This is a genomic window from Planctomicrobium stercoris (assembly GCF_051465655.1).
Taxonomy (GTDB): Bacteria; Planctomycetota; Planctomycetia; order Planctomycetales; family Planctomycetaceae; genus Planctomicrobium.
The window spans coordinates 3,846,043-3,866,127 of record NZ_CP195791.1; the positions used below are offsets into that span (position 1 = coordinate 3,846,043).

The following is a 20,085-nucleotide window of genomic DNA, read 5'->3' on the forward strand; positions in this document are numbered from 1 at the left end:
ATTGTCTGAAATCGACCGTCATCAGGAACTCGCCCGCCTCTGGACCAGGCATCTGCCGGTCGTGGAGACGTTTGTGGCTTCCCTGTGCCTGCGACCCGGCGAGGTGGAAGAACTGCTGCAGGAAACGGTGACACAACTCTTCCAGCAGATTGACCGGTTCGATTTCTCCCGGCCGTTTCTCCCGTGGGCCATGGGGGTCGCACGGTATGTCGTGCTGCAGTACAAACGCGACTGCGCCCGGGATCGACACCTCTTCAGTCAGGAAGCTGTGGAGAACTTGAGTCGGGCTTTCGAGGCTGCCACCGGCCCGCAGGATGCGTTGCGGCAACATCTCACCGACTGCTTCCAGAAACTGTCCCGTCAGTCGCAGCGTCTTTGCCAGTTGCGGTACGAACAGAATCTGGGACGGGCGGAGATTGCAAAGACTCAGGGGGCATCGCTGGCGGCTGTCAAAATGGGACTGCATCGCCTGCGTCAGCAATTACGGACATGTGTCGAAAGGCGACTGCAGGCGGAGGGCCGTTCATGACCCAACCCCGCCCTGACCTTTCCGACTGGATGGATGGCGACCGGACCAATGAGTCCGCCCGGGAACTGGACGCCTGGCTGGCATCCGATCCTGCCAATGCGACCGAATTCGTCCGGGAGATGTTGCTTCACAGCGAACTCGAACGCGGACACTGGAGAAAATCAGGAGCGTCTCCTGCAGCTGGGCTCCGACGCCACCGATCGGTCTTGCGAAATCTGCTGGCGACCTGTGCCTGCATTGGAGTGCTGGGAACACTGATCTGGCTGTTCGCTGCTCGTGGAACCGATCCCGCGAATCCCCCGACGGTTCTGGCACGGCAAACGCATTCGAGCGGTCAAGCAGTGCCGGCATCCACTGTCGTCGGACGACTTTCGCGATCCATCAACGCTCAGTGGAAAGAATCGACGGTACGCTGGTCGGTCGGGGATTCGCTGCGGTCCGGGGAATTGCTTCAACTCGAGGCAGGGCGACTGGAACTTGAGTTCACCTCGGGGGGAAGGGTGACTCTCGTGGGCCCCGCGGTCCTCCAGATTGACTCTCCATTTTCTGTGACACTCCTGTCCGGAGTAGCGACAACCCGGGTGGAGAAACTGAACAGTGGTCTCTTTCGGGTGCTGACTCCCCATGCCGAGATCGTCGACCTGGGAACCGAGTTCGGAGTCCGGGTCGATCCCGAAAGCGAAGTCGCAGAGGTGATTGTCTTTGAAGGAGCAGTCGACCTTCTCCCCGTCAATATCCCGCAGTCGGAGACATCCCTGTTCGGGATTCTGAACGTCGGAGAAGCGGTCCGGATTTTTAAATCGGGGGGCATGGAACGTCTCGTGTCGGTCGACACCTCGGCATTTCCCTCGGGGGACAGGATCTTCTCGATCCCTCCTCGCCGAGCCCCGGTGATTACCGCAGTGAGTGACGATCGTCGCAGCCAGAACAGCCCGAAGTACTACCAGATTTTTCATTCCGGCCTGAGCGAAGATTCGAAAGCCTATGTCGATCGGGACCATGAATGGAACGGACAGACCGAAGAGGGAATTCCCTACTTCCTGCGAGGCGCCGATTACATTGCGACATTCAATGACGATAAAGGGAACAGTCCCGAAATCACCGTCGAGCTGTCGCGACCAGCGACCTTATACATCTTTCTGGATGTGCGACTGGAAGTTCCCGCATGGATTTCCGAACAGTTTGAAGACACCGGCTATCGCATCGGACTGGACGAGGGGCCGCTGCACGGACCCGGTTCGGCAACCGCGATTGGGCCGGGCGTGAGCATCGATAACGCCCACACAGTCTGGAAGCGGGTCATCCCCCAGCCGGGCCCCGTCCGACTGGGGTCGCTGGACATCCCCGGGCCTCGACGGGCAACGATGTATGGAATCGCTGCTCAGCCGCTGAATGAACACCCTTGAACCGATCACGAAGAAACGTGGACCTCACCCCTGACATGGTGATTATTCACCAGCAAGGAACTCAGATGAACATGAATCGTCGAGATTTTCTAGGAACCTCCGCTGCTGTATTCGCCGCGATGAACGCTGGTTCTTCAGTGTGGGCGAAACCCACGCAAGCAGAAACCTCCGGCCTGCAGCTGGGGCTGGTTTCGTACAACTGGGGAAAGGACTGGGACCTGCCGACGCTGATTGAAAACTGTGCTGCCACCGGTTTCAAAGGAGCCGAGCTGCGAACGGAACATCGCCATGGGGTCGAAGTCACTCTCAACCAAGCGCAGCGTGCGGAAGTTCGCAAACGCTTCGCGGACTCACCGGTGACGTTCGTCGGATCGGGGAGCACGTGCGAATACCATTCACCCGATCCTGAAGTCTTGAAGAAGAACATCGAGTCGACGAAGGAGTTTATTCTCCTCTCACACGACTGCGGTGGTACGGGAGTGAAGGTTCGTCCCAACGATCTCCCGAAGGATGTTCCCGAGGAGAAGACGATTGAGCAGATTGGTCTGGCACTGCGGGAGGTGGCGAAGTTCGCAGCGGAACACGGCCAGGAAATCCGCCTTGAAGTTCACGGACGCAAGACGGATGAGCCGAAAGTTGTCCATCAGATCATGCAGATCGCGGATCACCCGCAGGCACGGCTGTGTTGGAACTGCAACCCGACCGACCTGAAAGGGGAGGGTCTGGATGCCAACTTCCGACTTTGCGCCGACAAGATTGCGACCGTACACATTCACGACCTGCGGTCCAATTCCTATCCCTGGCCGGAGCTGTTCGAGCTGTTGACGGCACATCACTTCAACGGCTGGTTGCTGCTGGAGGAAGGAAAGGTTCCCGAGGATCCGGTCGCTGCGATGCACGAGAACAAAAAGCGCTTCCAGGAACTGGTCGCTCAGGCGAAATAGCCCCTGTCTCAGGGGAGTGTGGCGGCGATTCGGCGGGATTTTTCGCTCGAAAGCAGTGTTTATCGCCGCCGGAACGCCACACTGTCGAAAGATTCGCTCTCGTTGCGATTCACTCTACCTGTTAAACGGAACAGGCATTTCAGCCTGTTCGAAACTGCGAGTGTTCACCCGACTTTCCGACTGCCCATGACCGCGGATTGATCCCGCGGTCGTGGGCAGCTCCATGTCTGTGCATCATCGTCTCCGACTCTGGACTCTCAACTTCCCCTGGCTCCAGGCGATTCACAGCAGACGAACCACAAAACATACACCTTGACGTACAGAATTAAATCTGTACATTCTGGTGTAGTTTTAGTCGCGTTCGTTCGACGGACGTGACGTTCCGCGCTCGAACCCCCAGGAATCGCAGCATGCTCTCTGACAAAACGATTGCCATCGTCAAGCAGATCACCCCCGTCGTCGCAGCCAACGCGGAAGCGGTCACCCGGCGGTTCTATCAGCTGATGTTCGAGGGAAACCCGGAAGTCAAAGCCTATTTCAACCAGGCTCACCAGCACTCCGGGGGGCAGCAACGGGCACTCGCCGGGGCGATCTGTGCGTATTTTTCCAATATCGACAACCTGACTGCGCTGGGCCCCGCCGTCAATCTCATCGCACACAAGCACTGTTCCCTGGGGATTCAGCCGGAGCATTATCCAATCGTCGGCAAGCATCTGCTGGCTGCCATTCGTGATGTCATGGGAGCAGCGGCGACGGACGAAATCATTGACGCTGTCGCCGAGGCCTATGGCTTTCTGGCTGACGTGTGCATTCAACGTGAACGCGAAATCTATCAGCAACAGCGTGAAGTGCAGGGAGGCTGGAACGGATACCGCTCGTTTGTGGTCGACCGCAAAGTCCCGGAAAGCGACATCGTCACTTCGTTCTATCTTCGTCCGGCGGACAACGGCCCGCTGCCGTCGTACGAGCCCGGTCAGTACATCACGATCCGCGCGGATCAGAAGCGGATCCAGACCTCACCGCGAAACTACAGCCTTTCCGATTCTCCGCAGCAGGGACACTATCGGATCAGCGTGAAGCGCGAACCCGCTCTGGCTGCGGATGCTCCGGAGGGACTGATCTCGAACTATCTGCATGATGTCGTGCAGGTTGGTGATGAAATTGAGGTCGGCCCGCCATGTGGCGATTTTACACTGACTCCTGAAGCAGCGGGGGATCGTCCCGTTGTACTTCTCGCGGGAGGAATCGGCGTCACCCCGCTGCTGTCCATGGCGAAGTCACTGGTCCGGCATGGGGCTCGAACGCCGATCCATTTCATTCACGCCGCCCGCAACAGCAGTGTGCAGGCACTCGCTGGGGAAATTCAAAGCTTGAGCCGACACGACAACGTGGTGACGCACGTAATCTTCGACGCCCCCCACGCGGACGACCTGGCGCAGCAGCGGTGCCACAGTGTCGGCACCGTGAATACGGAGTTTCTGCAGAAGCATACCCCTTACCAGGAGGCTGACTTCTACTTCTGCGGTCCAAAGCCGTTCATGCGTGCGGTGTACTCCGGACTCAAGGAACTGGGAGTCGGCGATGACCGCATCCGGTTCGAGTTCTTTGGTCCTCGGCAGGAGATTATTGAGACCGTCCCTGCCGCGTGATGAAGACGGTCCCCGTCAGCGTGCGCTCAGTTCATGGACCATGTTCACCAGTGCCTTGACGTTGTCCGGATTCATATCCGGATGAACGCCATGACCGAGATTGAAGATGTGTCCAGGACGACCGCACGCTCCCTTGAGAACCTGTTGAGTCCGGGCTTTCAGTGTCGGCAGGTCACAGTAGAGTGAGACCGGGTCCAGATTTCCCTGCACGGCGCGGTCGAAGCCGATTGCCAACCGGGCAGCGGCCAGGTCGACCCGCCAGTCCACACCGATCACCTGTCCCCCCGCGGCCACCTGCAGCGGGATCAATGCCGGGTTTCCCGTCAAAAAGTTGATGACGGGAGCTTCCGAGTTGACCGACTCGATGAGTCGACGCGTGTAAGGCTGGACGTATTTCTCGTAGTCGACCGGATTCAGACAGCCGACCCAGCTGTCGAAGATCTGAACCGCCTGACACCCCGCAGCGATCTGGGCATTCAGATAGTCGGAGAGGCTGTCGACGAGCCTGTTCATCAGGACGTCCCACGCGGCGGGATCGCCGAACATCATGGATTTCGTCCGGACGTAATTCTTGGAACCTCCCCCTTCAATGGCATAGGACGCGAGCGTGAATGGGGCTCCGCAGAAGCCAAGCAGGGGAATATTCGCCGGGAGTTCCTTGCGGATGAGTCGGACTGCGTCGAAGACGTATTCCAGCTCATTCACGTCCTCGATCGCCCGGACCCGGTCCACTTCCGCCGGTGACATCAGCGGGTTATGAATGACCGGGCCTTCCCCCTTCTGGTACTCCAGGTCGAAGCCCATCGGCTCGAGGATCGGAAGCAGGTCCGCAAACAGAATCGCAGCGTCGACTCCCAGCACGTTCCGCGCTGTCACGGTCACTTCCGCAGCCAACTCCGGTCGCTTGCAGAGTTCAATGAAGGAGACCTTGCTGCGAACGGCCATGTATTCGGGCAGATAGCGGCCCGCCTGCCGCATGATCCACACCGGAGTGCAGTCGGTCGGCTCGCAGAAGGCAGCCTTCATGAAGCGTGATTCGCGGAGTTCAGGAGTCAGAGACATGCAGCTGCTTTCGGATCGGCGCGGGGAAATCCGCACTATATCGATCGGGCGGACGGGTGTCAGCCGGAAGAGTGCCGGACTCTTTCGGGATTTCTCCGGATGGGGGAGTCTCCGCAAGGTTGAGATTTCCTGCTTCAACCATCACTCTGGGGAGTGTCACAGCGTGCTTCTCGAAATTTCAACAGATTCCTTGCCGTGAAACCCAATCCGACAGCTCCCCGGCAACGTCCTACGCTCGAGCAATTGCGGCGATGGGACGGCGATCATGTCTGGCACCCCTTCACCCCGATGCAGGCGTATCGGGACGAACACGCTCCGATTATCGAGTCCGGCAGCGGCTTTGAGTTGATCGATGTGGAAGGCCGACGGTATCTCGACGGTATTTCGTCGCTGTGGTGCAACGTTCATGGTCATTGCGTTCCGGAGATCGACGAAGCGATCCGCGACCAGCTCGGCAAAATCAGCCATACCACGCTGCTCGGAATGTCATCGCCGCCGGCAATCGAACTGGCGGTTCGTCTCGTTGAGCGGGCGCCCCTGGGGCTGAACCATGTCTTCTACTCCGACAGCGGCTCGACGGCCGTTGAAGTGGCCCTGAAGATGGCCTTTCAGTTCCATCACCAGAAAGACAAACCATCCCAGCAACGCAACCTGTTCGCCACCGTGGGAGGAGCCTATCACGGCGACACCATCGGCTCGGTGAGCGTTGGAAATATCGAACTGTTTCACCGCGTTTACGGGGCGCTCCTGTTTCAGTCGCTCGCCGTTCCTTCTCCCGTCACGCTGTCCCGGCCTGCGGGGCAATCGGCAGAGGACTATCTTCAGTTCTGTTTTGCGGAAGTGGAACGGATTGTCTCCACATTTGCGGATCAACTGGCTGCGTTCATCATTGAACCTCTCGTGCAGGGAGCCGCCGGAATCCTCGTTCACCCGCCGGGGTATCTGAAGCATGTTCGCGAAGTAACTCGTCGTTACGGCGTGCCACTCATTGCGGATGAAGTGGCAGTGGGGTTCGGCCGGACCGGAACGCTCTTTGCCTGCGAGCAGGAACAGGTCTCTCCAGACTTCCTCTGTCTGGCCAAGGGGCTGACCGGAGGGTATCTGCCGCTGGCAGCAACGTTGACCACGGACGAAATCTCTCAGGCATTTCTGGGCGATCCCGCTGCCGGAAGAACGTTCTTCCACGGCCATACGTTTACGGGAAATGCCCTGGCATGTGCTGCAGGGCTGGCCTCACTCGACTTGATCGAGCAGAACGACGTTCTGGAAAACGTGGCTCGAAACGAAAAGCTGCTGGCCAGCCGTCTCGCAACATTGAAAGATCATCCCCATGTCGCGGAGATTCGCCAGAAGGGGATCATGGTCGGAATCGAACTGGTTCAGAACCGCGATCCGCTCACCTCGTTCCCGAGCCGACGCCGGACAGGACATCTGGTCACGCTGGAGGCCCGTAAAAGGGGAGTCATCCTGCGTCCGCTGGGGGATATTGTCGTGCTGATGCCCGCTCCAGCGATGTCTGCGGAGATGGTCAACCGCCTTTGCGATGTCGCGTTCGAATCGATCGACGCTGCCCTCCGCCAGGCCTGATTTCCGGTGGTGCCGGGAGCAGTTACTTGGTCGCCTGCGAAGCTTGAGGATCAGGCTGCATGACCCAGGCGGGCTCACCGACGAAAAGGAACTCGCGGTGATTCGGGTCGAATCGATCTCCCGGGCGGGCGTATTTCTGAACGATCACTTTCCGCCAGATATGCGGGCTGCCGTCATCGCCCGCACGGGTTTCATAGGCGTTGGTGAAGCCGGCGAGAATGACTTTGAAGAAATCAGTTTCCGGATCGACTCCGCGCCAGGTGGCTGCACCATAGATCCACGGCTGCTCTTCGGCATCGGATGGTGTCGGCGCGGGAACGTCCTGAATGACCTGCACAGAATTTCGGTGAGGAGCCCGTTCCGTCCGCCGCAGTTGAACCATCGCAGCAGGCAGAATTTCATCCTGCAGGATCTGGGCAGGGACTTCGGAACTGGGGTCGTCGTATGTGATCAGTGTGAATTCGGGGATGAACTGCGGTGGTCCGGGCAGCGAGTCCAGAGCATTGACAGGAGCAATCGATTCCCCTTCCCGGTGATCCACCGGCCGAACAATGGATCTCCAGGCGAGGTACCAGACCTGTTCCTGCTTCAACTCGCCGGTCTTGGGATCCGGGAGATCGACGAAGACCATCCGCATCGGCTTGAACTGGACTTCCATCATCCAGATGTCGTTCTGCCGGGTCAGCTCGACCAGCTGAACCTGTGCCGTGACGGTTTTGTCGAAACCACGCGTCACTTGTGCCTGTGCGGAACCGGACAGACCCATTGCTGCGGCAGCCGCCATCATGCAGGCAGCCGGACGGAGTAAACGCGAAGTGATGAAGGAAATCACGCCTTGTTCCTTGTGGTGTCAACGGTTCCGATGCCGACTCGCTTCGAATTCCAGCGGCCCCTCAGAACACTCTCACTCTACCAGCGGTTCTCAACGAGGGTCAATCCGCCAGTTGCGCAGCTTCTCCCCTCCGAAAGAAAGTCCTTTCCGGGCATCCATGCTTTCGTATTCTGCTTCCTGTGACGATCAGTGAACTCGACTCTTCCGGGCCATTCTTCGACTTCCTGAAAGGAGTTTGACGATTAAAGCGATTAAATGCCCCCGCTGAGCCGGGACTCCCGGCCGGGTCAACCTGTCGCAGCCAATCGTTGAAAGCGGACCCGGATGGTGCGAAGCGGGTGTAGTATTCGCTTCCAGGTCGATGAAGATGGTACAACATCCTGTTGCCGACCAGCTTGACCTCGCTCGTCCCCACCCGATTGAGGAGACCTGATGAACTCCGAAAAGCCCGCCTCGGGATCGACATATGCCCTGATGCCGGACCCGGCAACTTCACCGCCTGTCGCCGCCGTGGCTGCCTCACCACCCACCGCTGGTGACCGTTCCGCTCGTCGAAAACCGCAGCCCCCCGCCAGACTGGTCTCGCTGGACGCGTTTCGGGGGTTCATCATGCTGGTTCTCGCGGCCCACGGCTTCGGGATCGCACAACTCGCCAGAACCCCGGAAGATAGTCCGCTGTGGAAGATTCTCCATCGTCCCACCGTGGAATGGATCGCGTTTCACTTCAATCATCCCCCCTGGCAGTCGAGCTTTGTTCCGGGCATTCACGACGCCACATTGGGGAATCCGTGGCTGCATGTCGGAGTTTCGTTCTGGGATCTGATTCAGCCGGCGTTCATGTTCATCGTGGGAGCGGCCGTCCCACTCTCTGTGGCGAGACGAGTTCAGGCGGGTGAGAAACCATGGCGTCGCGGGTTACATGCGCTGCTGAGATCCATCACGCTGATCCTGATGGGAGTCTTTCTCTACTCACTCGGAAAAGATTCGACGAACTGGATCTTTCCGAACGTGCTGGCCCAGATTGGTCTGGGCTATTTCTTCGTCTATCTGCTCGCTGGCCGTCGCCTCTGGATTCAAGTTACAGCGTTCGTGGCGATACTGGTTGGAACGTGGTCTCTGGTGCATCTGACTCCCCCTCCAGCGAATTATCAGCCGGAGAACGTCAACGCCAGTCGCGAGCGCGGGGATGTCTTCGCGCCGCCGTACCGTCAATGGTCGAAGAACGGCAACGTCTTCAGCACGTTCGATCGCTGGTTCCTCAACCAGTTCCCGCGACCGACCGATCAGGGACCGTTTGAATTTAATGCCGGGGGGTATCAGACCCTGAACTTCATCCCCAGCATCGCGACCATGATTCTCGGGCTGTTCTGCGGACAGATTCTGATGACGACCATCCGTCCGGGAGAGAAGTTTCTGTCACTTCTGGTCCTGGCTGTCGTGCTGTGGGGACTGGGAGTCTTCGCCGGGGCCACCTGCTGTCCGGTGGTCAAACGGATCTGGACTCCCGCCTGGGTTCTCTTCAGCGGTGGCTATGTGGTCGGGCTGCTCGCACTGTTCTATCTGCTCTTCGACCTGTGGCCGCTTCAGTCGCTGGCGTTCCCGTTCATCGTGGTCGGAGCGAATTCACTGCTGGTGTACTTCTTCGGTGAACTGCTGACCGACTGGTTCGCCGAGAACGTTCATCGACACTTCGGCAGGCTCATCGAAATGACGCTGGGGAGAATGGCCGACTGGTTCGGGTGGCTGCGAAACATCCATCCCGCTCCTGAAAGTTCAGGAGCGGTCATGATGGAAGCGTTCGCCCCGGTCATCAATGCCGTTGGAGCGGTGACCGTCATCTGGCTGATGTGCTACTGGTTGTACCATCAGCGTATCTTCCTGAGGATCTGAAGATTGCCTCTGGAATCGTCAGTCGCTTTGCGATCATCCTCCGGTCGACTGGAACAGTTTCACGAGTTCCGGCCACTGCTTTTCGAAGAAGACCAGAGCACTCAGTCCCAGATAAAACACGGAGCAGGCGAGCACGCCCAGAATCTGGTACCAGCGCGGCCGGATTTCTTTGGGAAGGAACGTGAGATTGATCCACAGCAACTGCAATGCGGTGATCCCCAGTGCGAGGTTGTTGAGATTCGCAATCACGACCACCATCAGTTTGGGGGTCCCGTAGACGCTGAACAGATAGGCGCACACCAGCGACCACAACACGTATCCCGCAAGAATACTGTAGTAGATCCATTTCACCTGGTCCGTCTTGAAGTTTTCGCGGACGTGTCGGCTGCCGGTCCAGATGGCATCTGTCCAGCGGCGGCTGAAATCGTCAACGATTGACATCTGACTGGGGAGCATGACTGCCAGCCCGGCCCAGAGTGCTGCCAGCCAGAGAATTTTGGTAGTGACCGCGGACAGACCTGGAGCCAGTCGCATGCCGTCGGCAGTGACAATCGCCTGTGCCCAGGAGATTCCGCTTTCCTGAAGTGTGGAGAACGGTGCGAAGTGAATCGACATCAGCGCGGGTAAGGCCATGCCCATGAAACATCCGGGCGCCCAGATGAAGACCTGATCTGTCAGGATATAACGCCACCAGCCGCTCCACTTTCGCAGGTTGTCCGAAGTCAACGGAAAGATCGAGCCGGTATGACTGAGGGTAACGCTCTTGCCTCCCACAGCACTGGCGATGGCTCCCACCTGCTTCCCCATCCCCCAGCCTTTGTCCCGCACAAAGTTGCTGTATGTGGAATTCGCGAGTCCCCCTCCGCCGGCGTACCCTGCGAAAGCACCCAGGACCGCAATATTCGCCAGTTCCACAGCCGGCCACTCCCCAAACTCCCGATAATGGAAGAGGGCATTCACAAGCGTCTCTTTTCCGGTCTCGCTGGTCACCGGAAGGTTCCCGAATTTGACGAACCCGCTGAAGATGTTCCACCAGTCCGTTGCCGGAACGAACAGCACCCCGACAGTCAAACAGAACCCGAGAACGAACAGGACCTTCGCGGTCATGATCGCCTGCAGCATGTTGTAGATTTTTCCTCCGACGAGGACCGGTAGGACCACCCCGATCAGACACGCATAGGCCAGTCCGGTCACGAGGAAACGATCGGCCTCCGTCGGCGGACGGTCCAGCCACAACGACGCAATGATCGCTGCGCCATGAGTCGAGAGACCCGGGATCAGCATGTTGATGTTCAGCAGGAAGACGAACCCCATCCAGAAGCCCGGCCCCGGAAATTTCCGCATAAATCCGGTCAAAACAGGTTCCCCGCAGTACATCGCGTACCGCCCGCATTCCATGTTGTAGAAGACCTGAAGGACGATGGCGACAGTGGCCACCCACATCAGACCGCCGCCGTATCTCGCCGTGATTTCCGGACCGAACAGCCATTCACCGCCGCCGATCTGGATCCCCATCATGACGATCCCAGGACCAATGAAGCTTGCCCAGTTCTTCCACTGCAATGGCTGCGGCTCGGGCAGGTCTGCGGTGTTCCAGGGGGGAATTCTGTTAGCCATCAACTTCATCCCATCGAGCGATTGAAAGGGAAATGAATTTCAGCAGTGGGTGCGAATCTGAATTGCAGACTTCGAAGTCAGAACTGCGGTTGAACGGATGACTGCGTGCAGGGGACTTCCCCCGCGCAGCATGGAGTTCGTCTGGTGAATCCAAGCTGCGCGAGCAGTCAGTAGACCAAACTGGACTAGTAAAAGACCAGCGCACGTCCGGGAGTTCCGTGACAGTCACGAATCTTGAGCGCGGCAAACAGGAAGTATCCATTCTCCGGAACCTTCTCCAGGTTGTGAAGAAACTCCACGCCCACCATTTCGTTGCTCCCGAGGGCCCAGTAAGTCATCAGGGCGCTGGCTGGATCGACGCCCCCCAGATCCGGAGCGTCACTTGCGACGCAGCGAATTCCCCGCTTCTTCAGGGCGAAGATGGTTTCCGCATCTGGAGCAGGCCAGCCTTCACTCTTGCCGTTCAAGGGGTCCGCCCACAGCGTGGTCGACCCGGGTTTGTAGTGTTCGTCAACGAACCCCGTCTGGAAGACGACAATGTCTCCTGCCTTCAGTGGACCGTGCTCTTTCTCGTAGTCATCAATCTGCTGTGGAGTGATTTTCGGAGAAGCGGGCCAACTTCCGGATTTCGTTGTCCCGATCAGTTTGCGAACATCGATGATGCGAATGGGTCCGCAGGTCCAGTCGAGCGGAACCTGTTCGGCGGTCATCGAACTCGTGCCGCGAGGGCCGAACTTCTGTTCGTACTTTTCAAGCCATCCGCGGACCTCCGGAGAGTAATCCGGATGCTGATCTGCGGTCGGCAAAGCGTATGACGGGGGGACTAGATGAGTCCCGGTCATGGAATCCATCAGATGGGTGTGGTGCCACATGTCCAGGTAGTCGTTGTACAGGAAGTCGATCTTCAGGTAGACCTGACGATGCGTTCCGACCCCGACTCCCGGTGAAACGACCGGCATGTCCAGCCCCATGGTCGGGGTGATGTCGACCGCCCGTTTCGCTTTCGCGGATTCAATGAGCTTCCTGGGGACCTCTCCGCCGACGATCGAAAACGCACGGCTTTCGCTGTACGGACCGCCGCGGTGCTTGGGGGCCAGTATACAGTAGAACGCTCCGGTCTCCGGGATCTTGTCGAGAGCACAGGCGCCTTCGGTCCAGATCATGCCATACTTCAGACCGGCATAGTGAGTCGGTTCCGCAAGATCGGGCACCGGTCCCATGCTGGGGCTGTCGGTTCCCAGCGTGAGAACTCCCTTCTTGCCGAGATAATCCATGCAGTCCGGATCCGGGTCAGGGAATCCGGGAACTTTGCGGTCGAGCACGTCTGCGAGAAACCGGTTCCCTTCCGGCAGTGGACGGTAGTACTTGTCGGAATATCCGCTTCGAAACAGGACGACATCGCCAAACTGCACAGGCCGATGACTTTGTTCGAATCGCTTGACGTCTTCGGGAGTCACCAGCGGACTCACGCCGTTGGGAGCCTTATTCAACAGGGACCGCACATCGACAACACAGGCCTCACCGCCGAACTGCCAGGGCTCGATCACATCGGTGTAGGCCAGCCCAAATGGGCCGGATTTTTCACGGTTCAGTTCCGGCCGTGCGGCGGAATGGGGAGGGACATCCAGCTGAGTCCCGGTGTTGCCGTCGATCAACAGCACATCGATGTTGTAAGGCGACTCCTGTCCGATCGTTCGCTGATGCGAAATCTGAAAGCGTGGAAACGGAGCGGTCGGCCAGGTGCAGGGCAGCTCAGGACCGATGAGCAGTGAGTGGTCCACAAACCGCGCCTGCTCTTCGGAAGCCGGTGGGGACTCAGCGAAAAGGGAAGGCGGGTTCCATTGAGATGTCACGACCAGTGACAGCGCGAGCAAGCCGCCATTCCAAAACCTGAATTCTCTCATGCTCTCCTCCTCCTTCGAGTGCGTTGCTGGCTGAAGATGCCTGATGATCAATGAGGGTCGACTGGGATTTTTGGAAATGATGTCATGAGGGTGATCAAGAAGTCTTCGAACGTTCCGCGAAGGAGACCGTTCGAAGACTTTGACCGAATTGATCTCGACTCAGTTGCGAGACTGCATGCTCACTTTGCGTCGGGAGTAACGCCGTTCACCACATTCGGAAGCGGCTTGCCCGCCAGCGCCAGTGCAGCGATCTGGGCAGCCCCTTCTCTCAGCTTCCGCACAGCCGGAACGCTCACGGAGGCGATGTGCGACGCCACTACAACGTTGTCGAATTTCAACAGCGGATGATCCCCGGGGATCGGTTCCGGCTGAAACACGTCCAGCGCAGCACCGCCGACCTGACCACTCTGCAGGGCCTCGACCAGCGCATCCGTCTGAATCAAATCTCCCCGGGCGAGATTAATCACCCTGACCCCGGGCTTCGCCTGAGCCAGCGATTCACGATTCAACAGGCCCCGTGTGTGGGCATTAGAAGGACAATGCAGCGTAATGACGTCGGAGCTTCCCAGCAGTTCCGGCAAGGATGCGGGCACGCAGCCGCTCTGGACGATGTCCTCTGGCTTCACCACCGGATCAAAGACCAGGACTTTGGCTTTGAACGGAAGCAGCCGGCTGGCCACTTCCCGGCCGATTCGCCCGAAACCGACGACACCGACCGTCAGGTCCCGCAGGGCTGCCATCCCGCTGACTGGAGTCGCAATTCCCCATTTTCCTGAACGCATATGAGTCGTGTTGCTCACGACCTGTCGCGTCAATGAAAGGATGAACGCCAGTGTGTGGTCGGCAACCTCGTCAATGCAGTAATCCGGGATGTTGCAGACAGGAATTCGCCGTTCCCGGGCGGCATCCAGATCGACGTTGTCGACTCCAATTCCGTACCGGACAATGACTTTCGCCTTTTGCATGCTGGCGATGACTTCGGCATTCACCGGGGCAAACTGGGTAATGACGGCATCTGCATCAGCGACAAGCTGAGACAGTTCAGCCGCGGGCCGTTTCTCTTTCAAAGCCACGATTTCGTGTCCCTGAGGGCGGAGAATGGCCTCCTCCATGGCAAGGTCTGGAAACGAGTAGTCAGTGACGGCAACCTTCATGGTCGAGACGCTTTCGAGTGAAGTGGGAGGTGTGATTTCTTCCCCCGGGAACCAGAGGAGATTTTTGATCGGACGAAATTTTTGCGTTGACTGCAGTCTAATTGTCTGATAATCTACCAATCTACAATAGAGCTGACAGATCTGCAACTCTTCATTTGATCAATCAGCCCAACTTTGAAACTCAGAGATAACAAGTGAGATTCGAGACGATTTCGTGTTGCCGATTCCGGCAGCCAACCCCTCTGAAATCAAATCACCAGGAAGTTCGGTCGATGCGGCAAGAGACGAAAGTCAGCTGCGGGATCCGGTAGACCAAATCAGTTCCCATGCATTCAGCCACGCGTTCATTCCGCCATCCGGCTTGTCTGAACGTGAAACGTGGACCGCAGAGGATGCATGCACCAGAGACGAACGCTCGCGAATCACCCCGAAGGAACATGACATGATCGGCAGTCAAGTTGAAATGTCGCGGACAGCTCCTGCGACCCGAAACGGGAATGGACAGGCAATCTCCCGCGACGTGCTTTTAGGTCTGTACCGCACAATGCAGACGATTCGCCAGACAGAAGAAGAGCTGGCCCGCTGCCACCAGCGCGGACTTATTCACGGAGCCTGCCATACGTATGTCGGCCAGGAAGCGATTGCGTCGGGCGTGTGCGCCCACATGAATGCGAACGATGCGGTTTTCAGCACGCATCGGGGACACGGACACGCATTGGCCAAAGGGATGCCCCCCCGTGAACTGATCGCCGAACTGTTTGGCAGGGTCACCGGATGTTCGCGCGGCCGCGGCGGAAGCATGCACCTGTTCTCCCCGGAAATCGGCATGATGGGAACCAGCGGGATCGTCGGCCCATGCATTCTGCAGGCGTGTGGCGGCGGCTACAGCATGAAGCTCAATAAATCCGGAAATGTCTCGGCCGCTTTCTTCGGCGACGGCGCTGCCAACAACGGCGCCTTCCACGAGGGGCTGAACATGGCGAGCATCTGGAAACTTCCAGTGCTCTTCATCTGTGAAAACAACCAGTACGCAACAGAAGTTCCGTTCTCCTATTCCGCCGGAAGTCCCAATGTCGCAGACCGGAGTTCGGCATACGGAATTCCGGGATACGAAGTGGACGGTAACGATGCTGTTGCTGTGTACGAAGTGGCTCACGAAGCCATCTCACGGGCCCGTCGCGGACTCGGACCAACTCTGATCGAGTGTCGCACCTACCGGACCCGACCACATGCGGAAGGGATTGGCGACTTCACCTATCGCACCCGTGCCGAAGTGGACGAGTGGAAGCAGCGGTGCCCCATCCTCGCACTCCGCAAGCGAATGCAGCTGGAATTCGATATTCCTTCAGCGCAGCTGGACGAGATCGATGCCGAAATTGCGGAACTTGTCCGGGAAGCGAGGACCTTCGCCGAGCAGAGTCCGCCACCGGACGGTGCCGATGCTGCGACTCATATCTACAGCCAGCCTCCGCGTCAGGTGCCTGCCTCCTCCGCGGATCAGTCAGAAAAGAAAATGTCGTTCGCTCAGGCGACGCTCGATGCACTCAGCCTGGCGATGGAAGAAGATTCCCGCATCTTCGTCATGGGAGAAGGGATCGGAAAACGGGGCGGAAACTTCCAGACCACGACAGGTTTGTTTGACCGCTTTGGAGCCGAGCGCCTCTGTGATACTCCGATCTGCGAACGAGGGTTCGTTGGACTCGCGGGCGGTGCGGCTATGACCGGCACCAAGCCGGTGATCGATTTCATGTTTGCCGACTTCATCCTCGATTCCGTCGGTGAGATCGTCAATCAGATCGCCAAGATGCAGTACATGTCCAGCGGGCGATTGAAGATGCCTGTTGTCATGCGGGGCTGCATCGGCATCGGCCACTCCGCTGCGACACATCATTCCGGCAGCTATTACGGCATGTATTCACAGGTGCCTGGCCTGAAGGTTGTGGTTCCGTCCAACGCAAAGGATGCCAAGGGACTCTTCATGCACGCCCTGCGGGGAGACGACCCCGTCATGTTCCTGGAACACCGGGAACTGCTGCAGACGAAGTGCTTGGTTCCGGAAGGTCCCTACGAACTCGAATTCGGCAAGGCGGCCATTGTGCGACCGGGTGACCACATCACCGTCGTCGCACTGGCCAGAATGGTCCACTTGACGCAGTCGATCTGCGACGAACTCCAGAACGAAGGAATCTCCGTGGAGCTCATCGATCCGCGGACCGTTCTGCCGCTGGATGTGGAAACCATTCTTACATCCGTTCAGAAAACAGGACGACTGCTGATTGTGGATGAACCTCCCGCCAGCTGTGGTTTTTCAGCCGAAATCGCGGCGAGCATCGGCGACGCCGGGTTCAATTACCTGGATGCTCCGATTCGTCGTCTGACTGGCGTCTTCACTCCGACTCCCTATAGCCCGACTCTGGAAGCGGCCGTCGTCCCCAATGCGGCGGACATTGCCCAGGCCATTCGATCAATGATGAAGGAATAGCGTTCATGGCGTTTGAGATCGTCATCCCTCGGCTCGGCTGGTCGATGGAAGAAGGGACGTTTGCAGGCTGGTTGAAAAAGCCTGGTGAACTCGTCCGGGCAGGAGAACCGCTGTTCGAACTGGAGGGCGAAAAAGCCCTGCAGGAAGTGGAAGCGGTCGACACCGGAATCCTTCACCTGCACGCAGGAGCCCCGCAGGATGGGACGCTTCTTCCCGTTGGTGCCGTGCTCGGCTATCTCCTGGCAGAAGGTGAAGCCCCTCCGGGTCAGGCCCCGCAACAGCCCACCCCGGCAGCGTCACAAGACAAGGATGCGGCGTCCACGCGGAAATTCCCGGCTGCAGCGGGACCCGCTGTCCGCCGCATGGCTCGTGAAAAGGGGATCGCCCTCAACGAACTGAACGGCACCGGCCCCGGGGGCAGGGTGCTCGCTGAGGACGTGGAACGGGCGGCCCAGCCCGGCAAGCCGGCAGCGGTTCCACACTCAACTCCTCGTGTCGCTGTCGCGCAGCGGGCAACCGTCGCCAGCCCGCGGGCTCGTCGAGTCGCGGACGAACTGGGGATCGACTGGACCACTTTGAGCGGTTCCGGTGCAGGGGGAAGAGTTCGCGAAGCGGATGTTCGCAATGCAGCCTCAAACCCAGTTGCTGCTAAAGGTCCAGCGGCCTCGCGGGGAGTGACAGCATCTGCGCCGGCAACTCTCACGAAACGTCGCAAGGTCATCGCGGAAAGAATGACTGCCAGCCGGGATCAGACGGTCCCGGTCACCCTGAACAGCCGCGCCGACGCCACGAATCTGGTCAGTCTGCGAGAACAGTTCAAATCGGTCTCCGGTCTGACCTCGATCCCGAGCTATCAGGACATCATCACCAAGCTGGTGGCAGAACTGCTGGTGAAGCATCCGCTTCTGGTGACCCGCTGGGAAAGTGATGCTGTCATTGTTCCGACTGAGGAACAGCTGCATATCGGAATGGCGGTCGATACTCCCGAGGGGCTGATTGTGCCTGTGCTGGAGAATCCGCGCGGACAGACACTCGCGGAGCTCTCACAGCAGTCGAAGAAGATCATCGAGCGTGCGCGTGCAGGGCAGCTACCCGGAAACGCCCTGCAGGGGGCGGTCTTTACGATCTCCAATCTGGGAGCGTTCGGGATCGAGTCGTTTACACCGATCATCAACTACCCCGAAGCCGCCATTCTCGGGCTGGGCGCGATCCGTCGTGAACCGGTGGTCCTCGCGGATGGACAGATCGTCGCCAGACATCAGATTTCGCTGAGCCTGACGTTCGATCATCGACGCATGGACGGTGCTCCCGCAGCCCGCTTCCTCCAGGAGCTGGTCAGCGCAATCGCCAACCCGTCCGCCTGGCTGTTGACAAGTTAGCCCCGTCTCAAAGGAGTGTCAGAGCACGAAGCGGGAGCGAGTACATTCCTGGAATGATGCAGCTCAATGCACTTGCTCACGCGGCGTGCTCTGAAAAACAAACTGGAGTACCCGTTTTATTCTCAGCGAAACGGCAAGGGCTCTCAGGCAACCGTCGCACGACGACAGAATACAAACAGATGAAATCCGATCTTTTCAAATCTTGTTTTCAAACTGTCCAGTTCGAATCCTTGTAAGTTGACAAGGTCGCATTTATCAGGAGAACGCCGTCGGCGCCGGTCAAATTCGTCCGAGGACACGCGTATCGACCATCGCCGGAACGGCAAACATTTCTGCAGCGGGCCACGCTGGGCTCGGATCGAAATTGTTCGATTCCAAGATTGACAAAAAGTTGATGCATTGGTATGTTGACATGAGTCTGATTGTCTGACAATCAGATTCACCGTTTTCGCAAAATTCGCTATTCAGCGGCCTGTCGAAATCGATCCTCACTCAGGTTTTCTATCACGCTTATTTTTCAAGGAAAGCAATCATGAAATCGTCACGGAACCGTTCCGGAGGGTTTACGCTTATTGAACTGCTGGTGGTGATCGCCATCATCGCTGTGCTGATCGCACTGCTGCTGCCCGCTGTCCAGCAGGCCCGCGAAGCCGCCCGCCGCTCGACCTGCAAAAACAAGCTGAAGCAGCTTGGTCTGGCCCTCCATAACTACCACGACACTCACAACACCTTCCCGTCCGGTGCTGTGACCAATCAGCCTACGATGTGCCAGGTGACCGCCCCAATTACGAATGGAGCCCCTTGGACAGTCATGGTCTTGCCATTCATCGATCAGTCTCCCCGCTACAACTCGTTCAACACGACTACTGGGACATTTTTCGGGTACACATCCGTTCAGCCGGCAACTAACACGACTGCTCAATTGTTGCGAAATACCGTGTTTGAATGCCCCAGCGACCCCAACGCGAATGAAGAAAACGCGCTTTCCAATTATGTGGGGATCTCTGGCGGGGGAGTGTATGGGACAACTCCAAATGTCTGTCAGACGCATGCGACACGTCTTCAGTCAAGCAACGGAATTTTTTACAACGATTCAAAGATCGGAATGCGTGACATTACTGACGGAACGTCGAACACCTACATGCTGGGAGAGACCATCTATATGGCTCTGAAGGCAATTAACACTTCTTATTACGGTTCCTGGGCCAGTGGAATTTACCAGGGCGCACTGAATGACCAGAACATCGTCACGATGGCTGTCTGCACCAATCCAATTAACAGCGGAACCGCAGATCCGGGAAAAGGGCAAGCAGCTTACGAATTTTCCAGCTTTACAATGGGAAGCCGACATGTAGGCGGAGCCCATTTCTGCATGGCGGATGGCTCTGTCCATTTCCAGAATCAAAACATGGATATCGGCGTCTTTCGTCAGCTCGGACAGCGGTCTGACGGCTTCCCGACGGGTGGATTCGGAAACTGAAGTGGCATTGGATTGTTGAGCCTCTGGGCCGTACACAGTGTGTGCGGCTCAGTCCTTTTTGAAATCGAGATGATTCTGAAAACACCGCACGACCGCCTGTTTGTGCTGTAGCAGCTTCAGACAGATGAAGTGAGTGCGATCCATTGAATTTGCTTGGAATGCTGTTGTCG

14 protein-coding genes are annotated in these 20,085 nt (G+C 58.0%); 9 read left to right on the forward strand and 5 right to left on the reverse strand.

What is annotated here, in order from left to right:
* Position 1: 1 nt before the first annotated feature.
* From SH661x_RS15600 to hmpA, 4 genes are all read left to right on the forward strand, one after another.
* Complete coding sequence (locus tag SH661x_RS15600) at positions 2-529, forward strand: sigma-70 family RNA polymerase sigma factor (RefSeq protein WP_437223207.1); 528 nt, start codon at positions 2-4, stop codon at positions 527-529.
* The gene (locus tag SH661x_RS15605; protein WP_437223210.1) at positions 526-1,935 is read left to right on the forward strand and encodes a FecR domain-containing protein; all 1,410 of its coding nucleotides are present in this window, start codon (positions 526-528) and stop codon (positions 1,933-1,935) included. The genes SH661x_RS15600 and SH661x_RS15605 overlap by 4 nt, the downstream gene beginning before the upstream one ends.
* Positions 1,936-2,006: 71 nt before the next feature.
* On the forward strand, positions 2,007-2,879 hold the full coding sequence (locus SH661x_RS15610) for a TIM barrel protein (protein WP_437223212.1): 873 nt from the start codon (positions 2,007-2,009) through the stop codon (positions 2,877-2,879).
* A gap of 410 nt (positions 2,880-3,289) precedes the next feature.
* A complete protein-coding gene (hmpA, locus tag SH661x_RS15615; protein ID WP_437223215.1) occupies positions 3,290-4,528 on the forward strand; it encodes an NO-inducible flavohemoprotein in 1,239 nt (412 codons plus the stop codon).
* A gap of 15 nt (positions 4,529-4,543) precedes the next feature.
* Here hmpA and hemE read toward each other — a convergent pair whose 3' ends face one another.
* Positions 4,544-5,590, reverse strand: a complete 1,047-nt coding sequence (gene hemE / locus SH661x_RS15620) for a uroporphyrinogen decarboxylase (RefSeq protein ID WP_437223217.1) — start codon at positions 5,588-5,590, stop codon at positions 4,544-4,546.
* 195 nt (positions 5,591-5,785) lie between these two features.
* Here hemE and bioA point away from each other — a divergent pair, with 195 nt between their 5' ends.
* The gene (gene bioA, locus SH661x_RS15625) at positions 5,786-7,177 is read left to right on the forward strand and encodes an adenosylmethionine--8-amino-7-oxononanoate transaminase (RefSeq protein WP_437223219.1); all 1,392 of its coding nucleotides are present in this window, start codon (positions 5,786-5,788) and stop codon (positions 7,175-7,177) included.
* Between the two features lie 22 nt (positions 7,178-7,199).
* On the opposite strand, the gene SH661x_RS15630 is transcribed toward bioA, so the two are convergent.
* The gene (locus tag SH661x_RS15630) at positions 7,200-8,009 is read right to left on the reverse strand and encodes a hypothetical protein (protein WP_437223222.1); all 810 of its coding nucleotides are present in this window, start codon (positions 8,007-8,009) and stop codon (positions 7,200-7,202) included.
* 432 nt (positions 8,010-8,441) lie between these two features.
* Between SH661x_RS15630 and SH661x_RS15635 the strand changes: the two genes are divergently transcribed.
* Positions 8,442-9,899, forward strand: a complete 1,458-nt coding sequence (locus tag SH661x_RS15635; protein WP_437223224.1) for an acyltransferase family protein — start codon at positions 8,442-8,444, stop codon at positions 9,897-9,899.
* A gap of 33 nt (positions 9,900-9,932) precedes the next feature.
* Here SH661x_RS15635 and SH661x_RS15640 read toward each other — a convergent pair whose 3' ends face one another.
* From SH661x_RS15640 to SH661x_RS15650, 3 genes are all read right to left on the reverse strand, one after another.
* Complete coding sequence (locus SH661x_RS15640) at positions 9,933-11,516, reverse strand: Nramp family divalent metal transporter (protein WP_437223226.1); 1,584 nt, start codon at positions 11,514-11,516, stop codon at positions 9,933-9,935.
* A 185-nt stretch (positions 11,517-11,701) separates the two neighbouring features.
* Entirely contained in the window at positions 11,702-13,390 is a 1,689-nt protein-coding gene (locus tag SH661x_RS15645; RefSeq protein ID WP_437223229.1) for a cyclase family protein, read from the reverse strand.
* A gap of 209 nt (positions 13,391-13,599) precedes the next feature.
* Positions 13,600-14,574: a C-terminal binding protein gene (locus SH661x_RS15650; RefSeq protein WP_437223231.1), complete on the reverse strand. Its 975-nt coding sequence runs from the start codon at positions 14,572-14,574 to the stop codon at positions 13,600-13,602.
* A gap of 442 nt (positions 14,575-15,016) precedes the next feature.
* Between SH661x_RS15650 and SH661x_RS15655 the strand changes: the two genes are divergently transcribed.
* The 3 genes from SH661x_RS15655 to SH661x_RS15665 all read left to right on the forward strand — a co-directional run bounded on the left by SH661x_RS15655 (position 15,017) and on the right by SH661x_RS15665 (position 19,915).
* Entirely contained in the window at positions 15,017-17,056 is a 2,040-nt protein-coding gene (locus SH661x_RS15655; protein ID WP_437223233.1) for an alpha-ketoacid dehydrogenase subunit alpha/beta, read from the forward strand.
* A 5-nt stretch (positions 17,057-17,061) separates the two neighbouring features.
* A complete protein-coding gene (locus SH661x_RS15660) occupies positions 17,062-18,435 on the forward strand; it encodes a 2-oxo acid dehydrogenase subunit E2 (RefSeq protein ID WP_437223236.1) in 1,374 nt (457 codons plus the stop codon).
* A 532-nt stretch (positions 18,436-18,967) separates the two neighbouring features.
* The gene (locus SH661x_RS15665; RefSeq protein ID WP_437223238.1) at positions 18,968-19,915 is read left to right on the forward strand and encodes a DUF1559 family PulG-like putative transporter; all 948 of its coding nucleotides are present in this window, start codon (positions 18,968-18,970) and stop codon (positions 19,913-19,915) included.
* Positions 19,916-20,085: the final 170 nt, after the last annotated feature.

What these genes read in the sequence shown, in the direction of transcription:
- SH661x_RS15605 (WP_437223210.1), top strand. Translation starts at nt 526, where the DNA reads ATGACCCAACCCCGCCCTGACCTTTCCGACTGGATGGATGGCGACCGG.
- SH661x_RS15610 (WP_437223212.1), top strand. Translation starts at nt 2,007, where the DNA reads ATGAATCGTCGAGATTTTCTAGGAACCTCCGCTGCTGTATTCGCCGCG.
- hmpA (WP_437223215.1), top strand. Translation starts at nt 3,290, where the DNA reads ATGCTCTCTGACAAAACGATTGCCATCGTCAAGCAGATCACCCCCGTC.
- hemE (WP_437223217.1), bottom strand. Translation starts at nt 5,590, where the DNA reads ATGTCTCTGACTCCTGAACTCCGCGAATCACGCTTCATGAAGGCTGCC.
- SH661x_RS15635 (WP_437223224.1), top strand. Translation starts at nt 8,442, where the DNA reads ATGAACTCCGAAAAGCCCGCCTCGGGATCGACATATGCCCTGATGCCG.
- SH661x_RS15640 (WP_437223226.1), bottom strand. Translation starts at nt 11,516, where the DNA reads ATGGCTAACAGAATTCCCCCCTGGAACACCGCAGACCTGCCCGAGCCG.
- SH661x_RS15650 (WP_437223231.1), bottom strand. Translation starts at nt 14,574, where the DNA reads ATGAAGGTTGCCGTCACTGACTACTCGTTTCCAGACCTTGCCATGGAG.
- SH661x_RS15655 (WP_437223233.1), top strand. Translation starts at nt 15,017, where the DNA reads ATGATCGGCAGTCAAGTTGAAATGTCGCGGACAGCTCCTGCGACCCGA.
- SH661x_RS15660 (WP_437223236.1), top strand. Translation starts at nt 17,062, where the DNA reads ATGGCGTTTGAGATCGTCATCCCTCGGCTCGGCTGGTCGATGGAAGAA.
- SH661x_RS15665 (WP_437223238.1), top strand. Translation starts at nt 18,968, where the DNA reads ATGAAATCGTCACGGAACCGTTCCGGAGGGTTTACGCTTATTGAACTG.